Raw genomic sequence first — 16,535 nt, forward strand, 5'->3', positions numbered from 1 at the left:
CCATGTCCGTAAGGTTCTTCACAACGCCTGGCTCAGCTTCAAAGGGCGCAAGATCAACTGCTCGAAAGCCTTTGTCGGCCGCCAGCTCGCCCTGCGCGCCACCAACGCCGATGGCGTCTTCGATCTCTGCTATCGCCGACATGTTTTGTCGCAGGTCGACCTGCGACAAAACATCGTCAAATCCGTCCACCATGTCCCCGAACAGGTGTCTACCTTGTCTCCGGTCTAAACACGAAGGCCGGGGCCCAGTCGGAATGTCGGATATGATGGGCGGCAACGCCCGTCGCAGCGTCCCCCAACTGGGCCCCGGCCTTCGCCGGGGAAGTCTAAGGGTGCGGCCGATGCGGCTTCGCCGCGGCGCCACCCGCTTCCCCCATATCCGTCATCCCAGCCCATTCCCGTCCTCCCAGCGAACGCTGGGATCTCCCTGTTACGACACGCGGCCTCGCGGCACGAGATCCCAGCTTGCGCTGGGATGACGGTTGACGGTGGGTGGTCATGCATCGCGGCGCGGCAAAGCCGCGCCGTCGGTCGGGGCGGTCGCCCCGCCGGCCGGGGCTCGCCTATGCGCGATTTAGCCTTCGGCTAAATCGCTGTCTCGCCCTCGCCCTTTGAACCCCTGTGCCACGACATACCATTCCGACGAGCCCTTGCGGCTCGCCGGCGGCTTGGCGTGCTTGACGGTCTTGAAGTTACGCTTGAGCTCGGTGACCAGCGAGGTGTCGGCGCCGCCGGCAAAGACCTTGCCGATGAACACGCCGCCCGGTTCGAGCACGTCGATCGCAAAGGCCAGCGCCGCCTCGACCAGCGCCATGGTGCGCAGCGCGTCGGTCTGCGGATGGCCGACGGTGTTGGCAGCCATGTCCGACAGGACGAGATCGGGCGCGCCGCCGAGTTCGGCGAGCAAGCGCTCGGGCGCGGCATCGTCCATGAAATCCATCTGCAGGATGGTCACGCCGTCGAGCGGATCAACCGGCAACAGGTCGATGCCGACGATCTTCGCCTTGGGCATCTTGCGATGCACCACCTGGCTCCACCCGCCCGGCGCGATGCCGAGATCGACGACGAATCGCGCACGCTTGAGGAAATCGAAACGCTGGTCGAGTTCGCTCAGCTTGTACGCCGCGCGGCTGCGAAAGCCGTCGGCCTTGGCGCGTTTGACATAGGGGTCGTTGAGCTGGCGATCGAGCCAGCGCGTCGATTGCGCGGTGCGTCGGCGCGCCGTCTTGACCCGCACGCGCAGGCCGCCGCCATCCTTGCTCATAACGCTCGTGCACCCATCAAACGGCGGAGAATACCCTCGCGGATGCCGCGATCGGCGACGCCCAGCTGCTCGGCCGGCCACAGGTCGAGAATCGTCTCGAGGATCGCGCAGCCCGCGACGACCAGATCGGCACGCTCGGTGCCGATGCACGGCAGCGTGGCGCGCTGCGCAAGGTCCTTGCCCGCCAGGTCGGCGCTGATCCGCCGCATCGAGGCGGCGGGGACGATCAGCCCGTCGATCGCCGAACGGTCATAGCGCGGCAGCCCGAGATGGACGCTGGCCAACGTCGTCACCGTGCCGCTGGTGCCGAGCAGCCGGGGGTTCTCGACCTCTTTGGGCAGGCGCTCGGCAAAGGGGGCGAAGCTTTCCGCGACCAGCGCGCGCATCGCGGCATAGGCCGAAGCGCGGCCCGCCGGCCCCTCGCCGGTGCCGGCATATTCGGTCAGCGATACCACGCCCCATGGCGCGCTGTGCCAGTCGAGCACGCGCGGCACGGTCGGGGTGGTGTCGACCAGCACCAGTTCGGTCGAGCCGCCGCCGATATCGAAGATCAGCGCCGGCCCTTCGCCCGGCTCGATCAGCACATGGCAGCCGAGCACGGCGAGCCGCGCTTCCTCCTCGGCCGAGATGATGTCGAGATGGATGCCGGTCTCGGCATAGGCGCGGGCGATGAAGTCGGCGCCGTTGCTGGCGCGGCGACATGCCTCGGTCGCGACCGAGCGCGCCAGCGTGACGTGGCGGCGGCGCAGCTTGTCGCCGCACACACGCAGCGCGGCGATGGTGCGCTCGATCGCCGCGTCGCTCAGCCGGCCGCTGGTGGCGAGCCCCTCGCCGAGTCGCACGATGCGCGAAAAGGCATCGACCACCGCAAAGCCGTCGCCCTGCGGCCGCGCGATCAGCAGCCGGCAATTGTTGGTGCCCAGGTCGAGCGCGGCGAAGTGGCGCGCATCGCCCGAGCGTCCCGTGGATCGCGGAAGGGGGGCCGGACGGGCAGGGGGCGGAACCTGCCGGTACGGCATATTGGCGGATTGATCGCCCATGCCGTTGGTACTCACTGTTCTTTTCTGCCTCGCGGGCCCCGTTGGCCCGTTCGGTGCTTGGCCGCCACGCTACTCCCCCGCGCGCGCATCGGCAAGCCGCGCTCGGTTGACAGCCGCCGGGCCGCGCCCTAGATCGCGCCGCTCCGATGCCCCGTCGTCTAAAGGTAAGACTACGGACTCTGACTCCGTTAATTGAGGTTCGAATCCTCACGGGGCATCCATTTCCTTCCGCTACCTTACGGAAATATTTCGATAATTTTCCGGGATCGGAAATTCATTCCCACATTCGCTCCCCCAATGGAGGGTGAGCGATGGCGGGAATCGACGTACGTCCGCGCATTGACTGTGTCCGGTCGAGGTGTTCCACTCGGCAGCCGGCAGATCGAGCCGGCTTTTGGCTGGGAATCTTCAATGGGCGACAATACGGTAACGCCCGAGGAGTTCGCCGATATGAAGCGTAGGTTTCATGGGAATGTTTCGCTTGAGAACGCGCGAGCGATTCTGAAGTCCGCGGCGGACGACAAATCACTACCCCCGATTGCCCGCCTCCATCTCGCGAGTGCTATGCTGGACCTCCACACCGGTCGTTCTGTGCAGCACTGTGGCGTTACCGCCGCGCCGTTGGGCTCGACCCTGAAAAGCCGAAGCGTGAGATTTGATGTGGCTGCGCCCTCAGCCAGGAAAGCCCATTTCGAAAGTGCCGTCAGCTTCTAAGTGCATGGACCCCTGCCGAATGATGTCCATGCCAAGCAACACGTCGAAAAACCTGTTGTTACCGACATCGATACCGACGATTTCGTCACCGATGCCGAAAACGGTTGGCGGGACACCGTGCGCTGTTTCGGGCCATATCCCGACGTGAAACATGTAAGTCCAGTGAAGCTCTGGCCTTTTGATATTCCAAATTTCTTCGCGTCCGCGACGCTGAAGCCCCAATTTCTGCACCACATTTTCGGTCACGCAGGTTCGCGTCGCGCCAGTATCCACCAGAGCAATAAACTCGGTGTACTCAAGAGCGAACGGTGTCGAGTTTCCATCGACGGCTCTGTAATCTTGGAACGGCCTGATGCCGACCTTTATACGAATGCGGCTGTTTTCCAGCCTACCCCTGAGATAGCGCATAAGAGTAGAAGCCTAGATCAATAGGCTCGTCAGTTACAAGCTGAACTGAATAGGGGGCTTCTTTGAACTGGGCATAGCCCGCGCGCTCGGCGTCTCCGGGTGTAGTATACAACCCCTTCAACTCTTGATCGTGCAGCAACGCGTATCTTCCCGCGTTCTGCGGGAGTAAATTCCCGAGCATATCCTTGAACGCAGCGAAATTGCGCTCAATCTCTACCTCGATCGCGTGCGCCATGTAGACTACTCCCTCAACTCGAAGGGGAGTACGCTTGACGAGCAAACATGTCACGATGAGCCGAGGCAAAATAGCGACGAGCCGACTCGTTGGCGCGGTGGGCCACTTTATCCACAGCCTGTGATTCAAAAAATCGATTACAACCGGACCGATTGTTGCGCCGCTGCCGCGGCTAAATCGCCGCCGGAGACACGCCATGCCGCTCGCTCCGCCCCGAAGTAACTCCGCCGCGCAGTGGGTCAGCGAGTCGTAGAAGATCGCGCCGCCGTTTAGACGCGGCGCGCGAAATCATGATCTGAGTGCTGTGGTATCCAGCGCACGCATGACCGGCCACCAACCCGCCGAAGCGGCACGTGAAAAATGCGTTCGTCGGAATGCTTGGGTGCCAACAGGCACCGCACCCTGTCCGGCGTCAGCCGGCAGTGTGCGTCATCAGCCCCGCTCTATTTGAGGCCGGCCCCTGCCGGCCCACGCCAGCGATCGTGACCGAAGGCCGAGACCCTCAGGGGCTCGGTCGCACAGCGCAGCGAGCGATAGAGCGCGGTCGCGCCACGCGCGAGGCGCCTAACTTCCCTTACTCAGAGCCACTCGCTCCCCGCGCCCGCAGAGCTGATTCCACGACGTCCAATCGTCGAACTCGAACTCCCGTAGGCTCCCCACATAGACGAGCAGGCTTTCCATGGTCACATGCTTCGCACGCCTGATTGTCACCGCCTTTAGAGAATCCGCGGCAATCAATTCAGCCATTCGGACCCGACCGAGACCTAGAAGGACTCCGGCACGGCGAACGGTTATGGTCGCCGGCACCGGCAAATCGCTTTCGAGCCCGAGTACATCGGCAGACCTAGAAGGCGGACGCATCACTAGCGCTCACTGATGGGCTACCGGATGAGCCCGGCGGGCGTCATCATGTCACAATCAATGCCCTTGGAAACCGACCGTAACAGCGCCAGAGCACGACAGATATGCCTCGACCGGAAATCGCGTTCGTCATGAGAACGATGTCGTCAGATTCGCCTAAAGAAGTTGAACCCGTTTTAGCTCGCCACCGTCGACCAGGCGATAGCGACGCACCGATATCGATTCGCGCACTAGCGCCCTCGCGATATCTGGGGCAATCTTGCCCTCCGGCACCACGAGGATCCGAGACACGACCTTGGCCGCGGCGCCGCTATGCGTGATGAGCTGGCCGATAGCTCCATATAAGGACGGGCGGTCGACCTTCGACTTCACCTCATAGACCTCGATCATCCGCGCGCCCTTGCAGACGAACAAGTCGATCTTGCCGGTCTTATCTACTCTCTCGCCCAAGCGCAGGCGCGGAGCGCGCTCAGCGGCAAGCGCATCGACTACCGCGCCGTGATAGGTTTCATAGGTGAATTCGGAACTGCGTTGGCCGGATTTCGTGCCGACAAATTCCTTCATCAGAGCTTTGGCCTCCGCTTCCTTACGCGCGAATTCTCCGCGCCCGAGCAGGCCCGCCTCAAGGTCGTTCTTGAACGCTGCGATACGCCGTACGAACTCCGCGATCTGCGCGACCATGTCGCGTCCGCCGACCTCAGCCACGACCACGCCAATGCGGCTGGCGCCGTTGCGGCGAGCTACTTTCGGCTCTTCACCGCTCCAGGCATAGAACGCCGCCTGGGTCAGCCCAGGCACACCACCGCCCAGGCGGCCGCTGTGCATAAGCACTGTCGCGCCGGTTGCCGGATCACGCGCGAAGAAGCCTTCCGCGCGGGTCTCGCCCGTTTTGCTCGGGATGTTGGCCTCGACAACAATGCGCTGCTGCCCGGTTGCCGCGAAAAATCCGAAGGCGTTCCAATGGCGACGAACAGCTTGGCTCGGGTATGGCCGCGCATAGGAGTAGTAGAGGTGGCCCGGTCCATTCGACCAGACCGGGTGGATCCCACCACCCCCGCGGTAGCTGATTGCGCAATCCCCGCGCGGCGCCAGTGCGGTGGTAAGTGCTTTATGAAGCGTTTCCTGCGCGGCCGCCTTCCCGGCTGCATCCGTGATTTCCTGCATCATATTATGCCCACCCGCCTATCGATCAGCCAAATCATGCGATCGGGAAAAAACAATAGCGAGTAATTATAGACATCGCGCGGCGGCTAATACTTGGCCTGCCGACCTTGGCGGCTTAGGCTCGTGCCGATAATGGGGAGGAACCGGTGCAGATTACCGCGTCACGGCTAGTCGAGCTCTATAATGGCGATTTTTCCGCCTATCGCCAGCAAGCCGAGATCGCGGAGTGGCGGCAGCGTTATCTTGACCATGTCGAGCTTGTGAATGGAACAGAGCTGGCCGAGTGGCGGACGCCCGCGTTCCAGCAGCAGCTTTGGGAATCGGACGCGATTTCGAGCATAGGCCCGGGCCAATCGGTCACAGTCACGCAAGCCTATGCCGATGAGGGGCTCGCGACTATGCTGTTCCAGGCTCGCGGCTCCGTTTTCGAGTTACCCCTCGAACGGCGCAGCGACACGCTCGATAATCTCTTTTCCAAAATTCTAGATCACGTCTTTCCCCGCTACACGTCGCGGCGGCCGCAAGCCCGTATCATCCGGCTGCTTGCCGCGATGTTCCCCCAGGACATGACCTGCCTCATGGATGCTAAGCGAGTCTGGGCAATCCAGCGCGCGATCGGCTCGGCGCGAATGCCCGGCGGCTTCGTTGCGCAGCATCCAGCAATTCGAAAGGCTATCCTGGATGCGGTCGGCACGCCGGAAACGCGCGCCGACGCGGTCGACCAGTCGATCTTCAGCTGGTTCCTTTGGGAGACACAAGTCGACAAGCCCGACGAAGGCGCGGTCGCGTTGGAAGCGCCCCAGCGCAAGGCAAGCGCGGTTCCGTCCTTTTCGCTGCTTCCCGCGGCGGCGCAGCGGCGCAGCCTGACGTGCGTGCGGGACAATGTCGCTTTGCTTCAGGCGGTGGTGCGCGAGGCCGAGCATGGCATTAGCCGGGAGGATCTCGTCTCGGTCATCGTCAGCGAGGCGACACAACTCAACGCCAGCTCGGCGGGCAATATCATCTCGCAGGCCATGGGCGGCCTGGGGCTGCTGCGCCTGGAAGACGGCGCGTACCGGCCAACGGAGCGGGGCCACGAGCTGCTGACCGCGGACGAACCCGCGCAGGCGCTGCGCGGCGCCCTCGTCGGTCGCGTGTTCGGGATGGGGCACTTGCTACTGATGATCCGTCGCGCGCCGGCGAAGCTGACGCTGCTAGAGGCAGCGAGGCGGCTGCAGGCGCTGGTACCGACCTGGACCACGACTCAGCCGGGCTCCTTCATCGTCACCTGGTCCAAGCTCGCTGGCTTGGTCCAGTCAGACACCAAGACGGGCGCGCTCTCCCTGACCGATGAAGGGGAGGATTACGCCGCTGCTCTACCCGACAATTTCGAGGAGCGCTGGCGCATTGAGATTGCCGCCGGGGTGGAGGCGACCGCCGAAGCCGGCGCGGACGCGGCGCAGCCAATTGCGGAGGCGGGACCATTCACGCTGGCGTCGATCCTCGAGCAGGGCTGCTTTCTCGACGAGGACTCGCTCGAGGCTGCGCTCGACCTGCTCAAGCGACGCAAGAACCTAGTGCTGCAAGGGCCGCCCGGCACGGGAAAGACCTGGCTCGCCAAGCGTCTGGGATATGCGCTGATTGGCAATGTGGACCCGAGCCGCCTGATGGCGGTCCAGTTCCAGCCCACCTTGAGCTACGAGGACTTCGTGCGCGGCTGGCGGCCCGATGGCAAGGGCGGGCTCCAGCTCGCCGATGGCGCATTCCTCGACGCGGTCTCGGCTGCACTGGCCGAGCCCGAACGTCCATTTGTTCTCGTCATCGAGGAGATCAACCGAGGCAATCCCGCGCAAATCCTGGGCGAGCTGCTCACCTTGATCGAGGATTCGAAGCGCCAACCCGCCGAGGCTCTTCGCCTCGCATATCCGCGCAGCATCAACGAGCGGGTTTATGTGCCCGAGAATCTCCACATCATCGGGACGATGAACCTCGCCGACCGGTCGCTGGCGCTTGTCGATCTGGCGTTGCGACGCCGGTTCGGATTCATCGATCTAGCGCCCGTACTCGGCGAACCGTGGCGGAAATGGTGCCTCGCCATGGATGCACCGCCCGTTTTGCTGGAGGCCATCGCTACGCGGCTGGGCGCCCTCAATCAGACGATCGCCGGCCACCGCGCGCTCGGGCCGCAATTTTGCGTCGGGCACAGCTTCGTCACGCCGGTCGTCGGCCCCGGCGAGGCGGACGCGTGGCAACGCTGGTACCGGTCAGCCGTCGAGCACGAGATCGGGCCGCTGCTGCGCGAATATTGGTACGACGACGCGCAAGTCGCCGAGGAGCAGATGCAGCTGCTGCTGCAGCCGCTCTAGGTATGGCAAGCTTGGCGACCTGGACGAGCGACAAGGGCATCCCGGTTCGCAACCTTTGGTTCCTGCTCGTCCATGCCTCGGGTCTCGCTTGTATGCTCGACCGCGCCGAGGGTGGGGTCGATGGCGATGCCGAGGTGCCGGATCTGTTGGCGATGCTGCTGGCCGAGGCCGTTGAGCGGCGTCTGCGCCGCGGCCTGGGTCGAGGCTATGTCGGCAGAACCGCGGCGCTGTCGCGGGTGCGCGGGCGGATCGACTGGCTCGCAACCGAAAGCCGCCAGCAACTGCTACGCGGCCAGATCACCTGCCGATTTCAGGACCTGACCTTCGACCGCGCGCGCAATCAGCTCGCGCGCGTGGCGCTTGGCGCGCTCGCCGGGCGTGTTGCGACGCCGGAGCTGCGCGCGCGTCTGCGCGATCTCGATCGCAGCCTGGAAGCCTGGGGCGTCGGCGCGAAGCGGCCGTCCCGGGCGGCGCTGCTGGCCGATATACCGGCTCAGCGCGAGACGGATGACAGGCTGATGGTCGAGAGCGCGCGCCTAGCCCTCGATCTCGTCCTGCCGTCCGAGGCGGAGGACCGCGGCGCTGTGACGCGCCTGTCGCGCGACGAGCATTTGCTCCGCAAGATCTTCGAGGCTGGGATCGCTGGCTATTTGCGTCATCATCTCGACCGGCGGGACGGTTGGTCGGTGCGCCCGCAACGCTCGCTCAGCTGGCAGACCAGCGAGGCGACGCCCGGGCTCGGCGCGATTCTCCAGGGCATGGCCGCGGACATCGTGCTCGAGCGCGGCGCGCGACGGATCGTGGTCGATACCAAGTTCACGACAATGCTCGCCCGTGGCCGCTTCGATCGCGAGGTCCTCAAGAATGATCACATATTCCAGCTCTATGCGTATCTGCGCTCGCAAGAGGGGCTATCGCCCTTGGCGGACAGCGCCGAGGGGCTGCTTCTCTATCCGGCGCTGGGGAGCGAGCAATCCGAGTCCGTGCTGATTAACGGGCACCGGCTGCGCTTCGCCTCGATCGACCTGAGCCAGCCGAGCCTCGCGCTTGGCGAAAAGATCAGGACCGTCGTCTGGGGCTGAGCCGGTGCTGCAAAGGCGGCAGGGCAAGCGCCACCGCGCTGCCAACATCACAACAAGGCGTCCGGTTTCGCCAGCCGCGCTCGCGGCGCGGGCCTCCGTCGACGAGGATATCCATTGGCGGCTTGGGCAGCGCGCTGGCATTGGGAATGCGCCAGTGCTGTCTAATTCCGTGCGTCCAACCATCTGCCAGCCGATGCGGTTGGCGAGCTAATCGCCATCACGCTCAGATATTGGTTATGCGGACGCGCGCAGGACCAGAAGATTGGATTCGAGCGGAGGCGCATGGCCGTCGCGGGTTCTCAAGACGGCATGGGACAGCGGCGCCGTAAACGCTAGCGCCAATCCCTGGGAGCGGGCGATTGCGATAAGCTCGTCTCGACCGTAAATGTACAGGGTTTCGGCATAGTGCTCGCCAGCCGACAGCCAATCCCGCCTAACTGCCCGGTTGCTGGCGTCAACGCGAACATCGAGCGATCGCCATTCCCGACCGATATGACGGTCCTCGACGATCAAAGCGTCACGCCATCCGGAGCGGTGGCCGTCAAACAGCATGTCACCTATGAAGAAGCCGCCCGGGGTTAACACCGATTGAATGCTCTCAAGCACCGGCGCGAGTTGGTCGGACTTGAATAAATTGAGGAAGTTGAAATGCGCTGCCACAAGCGAATAGCGGTCTCGCAGGGGCGCAAGCGTCACGGGTGCGGTAACGTCCGCACAGTAGAGTTGGCCGACCATTGTACCGTTTGCCACAAGCGATGCCCGAGCGACTTCTAGCATGGCCGGGGACCCGTCGAGCCCGTCAACCTCACCAGCGCGCGCGGCCCAGGCAGTTAAGTGGTCTCCGGGTCCACATCCCATGTCGAGAACGCGCGAGATTGACCGTGGCCAGAGCCCGGCCTCTTCAAGAACCGCTTGCCAACCAGCGACGGCCTGCTCGGCCCGCGGCCGATCGTAGAAATCCCGATACTCCTCCGCAAAGGCATCGTAGAATGCGAGGTTTCCACTCATCGGTACATAGCGATCCCCAAGTGCCGGGAGAGCAGCCGCGCCACCGCCACAGTCGCGACCATCGCAAGTGCCGGAATGGCCGCGACCCACCAGGCAGTCAGGAAGTAAGGCAGGCCTGCCACGAGCATCGCGCCCCAACTGGCCGTCGGCGGCGCAGGGCCAGCGCCGAGGAAGCTAAGTCCTCCCTCAAGAGCCAGGGCCTCGGCTGCCGAGAACCCCAATAGCAAGGTGATAAGCGGCCAGAGATTTGGCATGATCTCTTCGGCGAAGACTGCCACCCCGGTGAATCCGCGCGCCCTCGCGGAAAGCACATGCGGGCTATCGCGCAACGCTCCGACAGCCGACCGCACGATCCGCGCGCTCCCGACCCAGTTGATGGCGACAATCGTGAGCAACATGCTTCCGAGCGTTGGCGTCAGGATCGCGAGGACCAGCACGGCAAATACCGCTACTGGCATGCTCCAGAAGAAGTTGATCAGTAGACGGATCGATCGGTCGGTCCACCCGCCAATCCACCCCGAGAGCGCGCCGAGCAGAGTGCCAAGCGCCACCGAGCCGCACGCCGCTGAAACCATAAGCGTGAGACTGAACACACCGCCACGCAGCATTCGAGCGCCAAGCGATCTGCCGAGCTCGTCCGTACCGAGCACGCCGTCCTGCCCGGGCGGCGAAAGCGTGCGCCCAAGATCGATCGCATATGGATCGGGACCGAATAGCGATGCCGCCACGATGAGCGACACCGCGAGGCCGAGAAATGTCCAGATGGCGCGCTGCCTATTCATACTCATCGGTGTGACCCTCCGGATGGCCGTAGCAGGCGAGGCACAGCATCGAGGAGCAACGCGCTCAGGCCCACCAGCAAGCAATAGGCGATACAAACGCCATTGAGCAGGGAGAGGTCTTTGACGCGAACCGCGTCCTGGGCCAACCGGCCGAGCCCAGGGATACCGAACACAGCCTCGACGAATAGCGCGCTGGTGAAGAAATAGGCTGCCGTATTGGCTATCGCGGCAAGCGGGGGTGACATCGCGTTGCGAACAACTTCGCGAAGCACGACATCCGAATGACTGAATCCGCAGGCTGCGGCGCGCCGCGCATAGTCGCTTCGCAAATCCTTGCTCATCGCTTGCACAAAGACCTGGAAGAGCAGAGCGGCGGGATAAGCCGCCAGAGCGAGCGCCGCCAGAAACCAGGTCAAGGGACTCGACGGATCGAACAGCACCGGCGCGAGGTTCGTAACCGTCGTCGCAAGCAGCAGAATCGCCAACGCAAGCAGATAAGGCGGTATGAATGCGACTGCCTGCAGCACAAAGCCAAACGCTCCACCGACAGCCTCCGCCCTGCGGGAAATCAGCACCAGGGGCAGCGCGATACCGGTCAGCAGCGCCAGAGCGAGGGCGGCGCCGGCCAACAGGAGTGTTGCGCCCAGCCGCCCGGCGACCACCGCCGCGACGGGTTGCCTCCGGCTGTAGGAAGTACCCAAGTCAAGAGCCGCCAGCCTCGACACATAGTGGAGATACTGGTCCCCCACGGGCCGGTTGAGACCGTAATCAGCGCGGAATTGATCGACCGACGCCTGTGAAGCCTGGGGACCGAGAATCATGCGCGCGGGCTCGCCCGGCAGGACGTAAAGACACAGGAAGGACGCCGTCACGACGGCCCATAGGCCTAGCAACAGGCGACCAAGACTGCCTGCGGCGCCGGCGAGCCGCATCAAAAAATCCCGGTCGGTACGACGCTCGTAGCGGCGCGGGCGTGTCCACGGAACAGATGCTCGACAATCGCTTCTCGGTCGATCGCGCCGGCGACCTTTTTCCGGAACTCGAGCGCGGTATTCTGATCATTTCCGGACAAGTTGAACGCAATGAACTTCAGATTGTTAAGCTTCACCACTCGAAGCGAATTGCCGGACCAGCGCGGCAGCAGCTTGCCTCCCGCATCGAGGACCGCCGGGAAGGAAGAGAGCGGGACGTTCAGGATATCCAGTTCACCGCGCTCAAAGGCGCGCAGTTGAACCGACGGATCCTTCAGGACGGAGAGCCTCAGGCGTCTTTTGGCATAGTCCCGGCCGCGCGCGTCCCAATAAGCGCGGTGACCTTCGTATCGCGCCGTCGCACCGTCCCATTGCCGGAGCATAAACGGTCCCGTCCCGCGCGACCCCCGACCGAATTCGTAGTCCTTGGGTAATTCTGCAGGTAATACGAAAGCCGCCGGAGCCAGCAGCCATTGTAACATGGTAGGCAATGGCCGCGACAAATGGATGGCGAACTGTTGATCGCCGAGAACCTTGAGACCCTCAAGCGTCGTGGCTTTCTTGGCACGAAAGACTTCGATCCCAACGACATGGTCGAAAATATAGGCGTACGGTGATGCCGAGCCCGCGGTACGCTCGAAACTGGCCTTTACGTCGGGCGCGGCCATCACTCGTTCGGCTCCATTCGCGCCGGGATGGAATCGCACGCCTTGGCGCAGCTGGAAGGACAAGGTCTTGCCCTCGTCGCTCCATCGCCAGCTTTCCGCCAGGCACGGCACCATCTGATTAGCGCCGTCGAGTGCGACCAGCCCCTCATAGCTTTGCGTGACAAGATGCTTGCTCGCGAGGTCGTAGGTGAGCGATGGATCGAGCGTCTGTACCTCGACATTGGTAGCGGCGCGCACGTCGTCCCTGCCCACCCCGCGATAGTCATAAGTCTGGCACGAATTGGACTGAAAGCCCCCGCAATCGGGGTGGAGCAGGATCACGTCGTTGTTCGAGTAAAGAGGCAGCCAGACGAGATCCTGATCGACGATCCGGGCGGCGGCGGCGAACGCCTCCCGCTGGTGCGCTTGATCGGGCGCGAACAACGCCGCCTCATAGGCCTTGTCATAGGCGGGGTTTGAGTAGCCGGACAGCCGGTAACCGGCCTTGGAATAGAAGTCGGTCAGATAGCCTTCGGGGTCGGTATAATCCAGATACCATAGCGTCAGCGCCGCCTCGAACGCGTGTTTTCCAATCCGCTCATTATAGACCGTGCTCGACACCGGTTCGAGCGTGGTCGTGATACCCCCCTTGTTCAGCTGCGACTGCAAAATCTGGGCGAGCAGCGACTTCTCGTCGGGCTGCTCCTCGGCGTTGTAGCTCAGTTTCAGCGCGTTGGCGCCAGTCGACGCTTCGTCACGCACCAAAAGGATGGCAGTCGGAACACCCACCGCAACGACGGCGCCAGCCGCATAGAGAAACGAGCGACGATTCATGGTTTGACGTCTCCCCTTAGCGCTTCGGCAGATTCGGCGCCCGAACTAAGGCATAAATCTGGTGGAAGGTCTAACGGCTTGCCACTGATGATGTTGTTGTCGGAGATGGCAATCCCGCCAAAGCAGAGCGGCCAGCACGGCCGGTCGCGGCACGCATGATTGAGGCGCGAAGCCCAAAGCTGGTCGATCGCGCTGCCGGGGCCGATCGCCTTGGCGTAGAGGTCGACGATCGACTCCTCGGCGATGCTGCCGATGCCGAATCGCAATGGTTCGGGGACCTGGAGATAATGCGTGCTTGGCAGAACCGTACCATCGGGCAGGATGCGCAGGCCATATCGGCCGGTGTCCGGCAGGACTTGCGCCACGAATGTGAGGGTATTCCCGCCTATCTCCTGCTGCACAAATATCTGGCCATTGTCGTCTTCGCGCAAGGAGTCGAGGCGCAGGCGGCCGCTTCGGACCGCGTCGGCGAGATGAAGACCCAGCAGGGATATCGTGACCTCGATCCCCGCGTCCCGCCGGCCCCTCTCCAGCACGTCCACTATTCTCGCCACGCAGGAGTCGATCGCTGACCAGTCGGCGGCGGGCAATTGCGCGTCAAATACTGGAGGTTGAAAGGGAAACACGAAGAAATTGCGCAGACGCGGGTCGGCCCTTGCGACAAGGTCGGCTATCGATTCGCCATTGTCGCGCCGCAGCACAGACGTCATCCCGATGCGCACGTGCGGCCAGCTATCCAGCATTTCACTTAACGCCGCCTGGGCGGCCTTGAGCGCCCCTGCCTTACCGCGGATAGCGTCGTGCTGATCAGCACTGCTGGAATCGATGGAGACGTCGATGAAGTCGAGCGCACCGGCTCGAACAAGCCGGTCCAGCGACGGGCCATTACGCCGGACAAGCGTCCCGTTCGTAACGATGCCGATCGAGAACCGTCGGTCGGGCACGCGGCTAGCTTGCTCAGCCAATGCCACGAGCCGGCCGGCATCGACCAGTGGCTCCTTGCCGGCGAAGGCCAGGACACCGAGGTCGAGGTCGCGCGCCGCTACCCGAATTGCCTCGTCGAAACGCTCGAGCTCCGCGCGCTCGCGACGGGCTCCAAGCGCTGGATGATAATAGCACATCTGCGGACAGGTGAGATTGCAGGACGCGGTAGTATCGATGGCGAGATAGCGAAGACGCGCCGGGTTGGCACTCCAACTTGGCCGGCTATCAAACTGCGACAGGTTGGCGGCAAGGCCCGCCCATTCGCTCAGGGCCGGCTTATCCGGGATGGCGCTGGACGCGCGCGCAAGCGCGGCCACAAACGCTTGGCGCTCCTCAAGCGCCGGGACGATCACTTGCGCGCCGGGGCCGCTCCCGCTGGTTCAAGAGGCGCCCTCGCCCCGTTTCGAAGGTCAACAATGGCGGGCGCGGGATCGCTCGGCTTGCGCGCCGGCGCATGCCTAGTACGATCCAGCGTCAACCCGCCCCGTGATCCAAATCCGCCCATCAACAGCACCTCGCTCGTTAGGGCCCTCTACTAGATCGGGCCGGGCTAGTCACTTCTAGATTAATTGAATTTGAACGCCGTCAGGCCCTCTCTGATGCATGCGCGTCGCTCAATCGGCTGAGCGCGAGGCGCCGCCTAACTGCGCCGCGCAACCAAAACCATTGTTCCTCAAGCCGCATCTTCCCGGTCCCGCCCAAGAGCGGTGCGAGGGATTTGAAGTCAGCCTCCCAAGGGATGAATGCCCGAAACGTCGCGTTGCCGAATTCGAGGTAGCGCTCGTCCACGCGCTCCGGCTTCCATGGCTGCCAGCCGGGCTTACCCTCGTTCACCTTTCGCCACTTCTTGAAGCCAAATTTGTCGGGCAAATAGGTATAGGCGTGCCCGTCCACCCATAGTCGCTCCATGCGCACCAGATTGGGGGCATGCTGCGCGAAAAGCTCAGCCTTCCATTTCTGATCGCGAAGCATCTGGCCAGTGGCTGCGTTCAGTTTGAGAAGGACGACTCGCTGAAATTCAGCGATATGCATCTGCACGATCATTTCGCGCAGGCATTCCTTCAAGACCAGCAACGACGGTAGCGGCCGCCCCTTGGTGGCAGCGACAGGATTCGAGAAAACGGCGGGAACGTCCACGCCCCGGTCATCGATCGACGGCGGCGGCGGGTTTGACGATGGCGGCTTGAGCAAAATCTGGATGAAATGGTCATATCCGCAAATGCGCAGCGGAAAACAGCGGAAAAACAAAGTTTCTTCTCCCGCAACTTCTTTCGCAACCTCGTCAAGAAGATAGCCGTACAGACGATAAGCGTCGTGCTGCACGTCCTTGATATCATGGCATTGCGAGAAATAGTCGCCATACTCGCCTAAAGAGCCAAATTTGGCGCGCGATTCTGCGACCGCGACCCAGTCCGCTTGAACGCGTTTAGCCGGATTCCTGGCGGGGACGCGCGTCCCGGCTGCGCACATCAAGTCGACCTCGTAGCCGAGGATATTGTTCGCAGGCCGGTCTTTCGGATAGTGGATTACGTAGCTGAAGGAGGATAGCCGGGCTGGGTTGATCGCCGGCTCATTGGGGCGTTCGCCCTTTGCGCGTTCCCGCTCCGGCGGAAATGCCAATCGCCCCCACACATCCCAATAGTGCGCGACGTAGAGGGCTGAGATCAATCCGCGCGCGGTGCGAGGCGAAAGCGAGACCTTGGGTCCATTTGGCCGGATCTTCGATAAGAGCTCGACATGCTCAAGGCCAATGTCCTCTTCCTTGCAGATCTTGCGAATCCTCGCGCAACTGTCCTCGATGCTCTTCAGTAGGCGGCCTACCCTTTCAGGACGCGTCGCACCTTCGATGCGCCTGTACATGGCACGCCAAATTGCAGCCGTGTCGATCTCGATGGGTTCAAGACCGTCAGGCGGGTCGAAATCGTCTGCGACGGCGTCGTACACCCAGCCGAGAAGCTGCTCCGCGTAACGGCGATACATCGCTTCTTTCGGATATGGCTCCGCTTCGGTTGTGGCATCCGGGCCGGCTGTTTCGCCCGGCTCAGACTTGGCTAGAGGCTGGATCTCTCCATCCTTGGTCGGCCAATGCTGAAAGACCTGCCAGCGATATTGCTCCGGGTTGAGAAAGATGAGCTCGAGCCGATAGATTTGCCATTTGGACGCGGCGCTTTCGTCGTTCGACAAGAATCGCCCCCC

Annotated in this window: 14 protein-coding genes and 1 tRNA gene; 4 read left to right on the top strand and 11 right to left on the bottom strand. The window is 63.0% G+C overall.

Features of this window, described 5'->3' with window-relative positions; all coding sequences use genetic code 11:
- The first annotated feature begins 52 nt into the window (after positions 1–52).
- A complete protein-coding gene (locus U1839_RS26900; protein WP_503653552.1) occupies positions 53–229 on the top strand; it encodes a hypothetical protein in 177 nt (58 codons plus the stop codon).
- 345 nt (positions 230–574) lie between these two features.
- Here U1839_RS26900 and U1839_RS24620 read toward each other — a convergent pair whose 3' ends face one another.
- Both U1839_RS24620 and U1839_RS24625 read right to left on the bottom strand, forming a co-directional pair.
- Entirely contained in the window at positions 575–1,264 is a 690-nt protein-coding gene (locus U1839_RS24620) for an RlmE family RNA methyltransferase (RefSeq protein ID WP_332806206.1), read from the bottom strand.
- Positions 1,261–2,304 (bottom strand): Ppx/GppA phosphatase family protein, encoded by a 1,044-nt coding sequence (locus U1839_RS24625; protein WP_332806207.1) that lies wholly within the window; start codon positions 2,302–2,304, stop codon positions 1,261–1,263. Before U1839_RS24625 ends, U1839_RS24620 begins: the two co-directional genes overlap by 4 nt.
- Positions 2,305–2,451: 147 nt before the next feature.
- On the opposite strand from U1839_RS24625, the gene U1839_RS24630 reads away from it, so the two are divergent.
- A tRNA-Gln gene (locus tag U1839_RS24630) sits at positions 2,452–2,525 on the top strand.
- Positions 2,526–2,976: 451 nt separating this feature from the next.
- Here U1839_RS24630 and U1839_RS24635 read toward each other — a convergent pair.
- The 3 genes from U1839_RS24635 to U1839_RS24645 form a co-directional block, all read right to left on the bottom strand.
- Positions 2,977–3,426, bottom strand: coding sequence for a retroviral-like aspartic protease family protein (locus U1839_RS24635; protein ID WP_332806208.1), 450 nt, complete (start codon positions 3,424–3,426; stop codon positions 2,977–2,979).
- Positions 3,407–3,661 carry a hypothetical protein gene (locus U1839_RS24640; RefSeq protein WP_332806209.1) on the bottom strand — a complete coding sequence of 85 codons (255 nt, stop codon included), beginning with the start codon at positions 3,659–3,661 and terminating at the stop codon, positions 3,407–3,409. The genes U1839_RS24635 and U1839_RS24640 overlap by 20 nt, the downstream gene beginning before the upstream one ends.
- Before the next feature lie 1,017 nt (positions 3,662–4,678).
- Positions 4,679–5,689 carry a hypothetical protein gene (locus tag U1839_RS24645; RefSeq protein ID WP_332806210.1) on the bottom strand — a complete coding sequence of 337 codons (1,011 nt, stop codon included), beginning with the start codon at positions 5,687–5,689 and terminating at the stop codon, positions 4,679–4,681.
- 143 nt (positions 5,690–5,832) lie between these two features.
- Between U1839_RS24645 and U1839_RS24650 the strand changes: the two genes are divergently transcribed.
- Positions 5,833–8,031, top strand: a complete 2,199-nt coding sequence (locus tag U1839_RS24650) for an McrB family protein (protein WP_332806211.1) — start codon at positions 5,833–5,835, stop codon at positions 8,029–8,031.
- A 2-nt stretch (positions 8,032–8,033) separates the two neighbouring features.
- Positions 8,034–9,113 carry a 5-methylcytosine restriction system specificity protein McrC gene (locus U1839_RS24655; RefSeq protein ID WP_332806212.1) on the top strand — a complete coding sequence of 360 codons (1,080 nt, stop codon included), beginning with the start codon at positions 8,034–8,036 and terminating at the stop codon, positions 9,111–9,113.
- A gap of 234 nt (positions 9,114–9,347) precedes the next feature.
- Here U1839_RS24655 and U1839_RS24660 read toward each other — a convergent pair whose 3' ends face one another.
- From U1839_RS24660 to U1839_RS24685, 6 genes are all read right to left on the bottom strand, one after another.
- Entirely contained in the window at positions 9,348–10,121 is a 774-nt protein-coding gene (locus tag U1839_RS24660; RefSeq protein ID WP_332806213.1) for a class I SAM-dependent DNA methyltransferase, read from the bottom strand.
- The gene (locus U1839_RS24665; protein ID WP_332806214.1) at positions 10,118–10,909 is read right to left on the bottom strand and encodes an ABC transporter permease; all 792 of its coding nucleotides are present in this window, start codon (positions 10,907–10,909) and stop codon (positions 10,118–10,120) included. The genes U1839_RS24660 and U1839_RS24665 overlap by 4 nt, the downstream gene beginning before the upstream one ends.
- On the bottom strand, positions 10,906–11,835 hold the full coding sequence (locus tag U1839_RS24670; protein ID WP_332806215.1) for an ABC transporter permease subunit: 930 nt from the start codon (positions 11,833–11,835) through the stop codon (positions 10,906–10,908). The genes U1839_RS24665 and U1839_RS24670 overlap by 4 nt, the downstream gene beginning before the upstream one ends.
- A complete protein-coding gene (locus U1839_RS24675; RefSeq protein WP_332806216.1) occupies positions 11,835–13,355 on the bottom strand; it encodes an ABC transporter substrate-binding protein in 1,521 nt (506 codons plus the stop codon). The genes U1839_RS24670 and U1839_RS24675 overlap by 1 nt, the downstream gene beginning before the upstream one ends.
- The gene (locus U1839_RS24680) at positions 13,352–14,692 is read right to left on the bottom strand and encodes a radical SAM protein (RefSeq protein WP_332806217.1); all 1,341 of its coding nucleotides are present in this window, start codon (positions 14,690–14,692) and stop codon (positions 13,352–13,354) included. Before U1839_RS24680 ends, U1839_RS24675 begins: the two co-directional genes overlap by 4 nt.
- A 232-nt stretch (positions 14,693–14,924) precedes the next feature.
- The gene (locus U1839_RS24685) at positions 14,925–16,523 is read right to left on the bottom strand and encodes a hypothetical protein (protein WP_332806218.1); all 1,599 of its coding nucleotides are present in this window, start codon (positions 16,521–16,523) and stop codon (positions 14,925–14,927) included.
- Positions 16,524–16,535: the final 12 nt, after the last annotated feature.

The sequence above is a fragment of the Parasphingomonas halimpatiens genome, from assembly GCF_036663795.1.
GTDB lineage: Bacteria > Pseudomonadota > Alphaproteobacteria > Sphingomonadales > Sphingomonadaceae > Sphingomonas.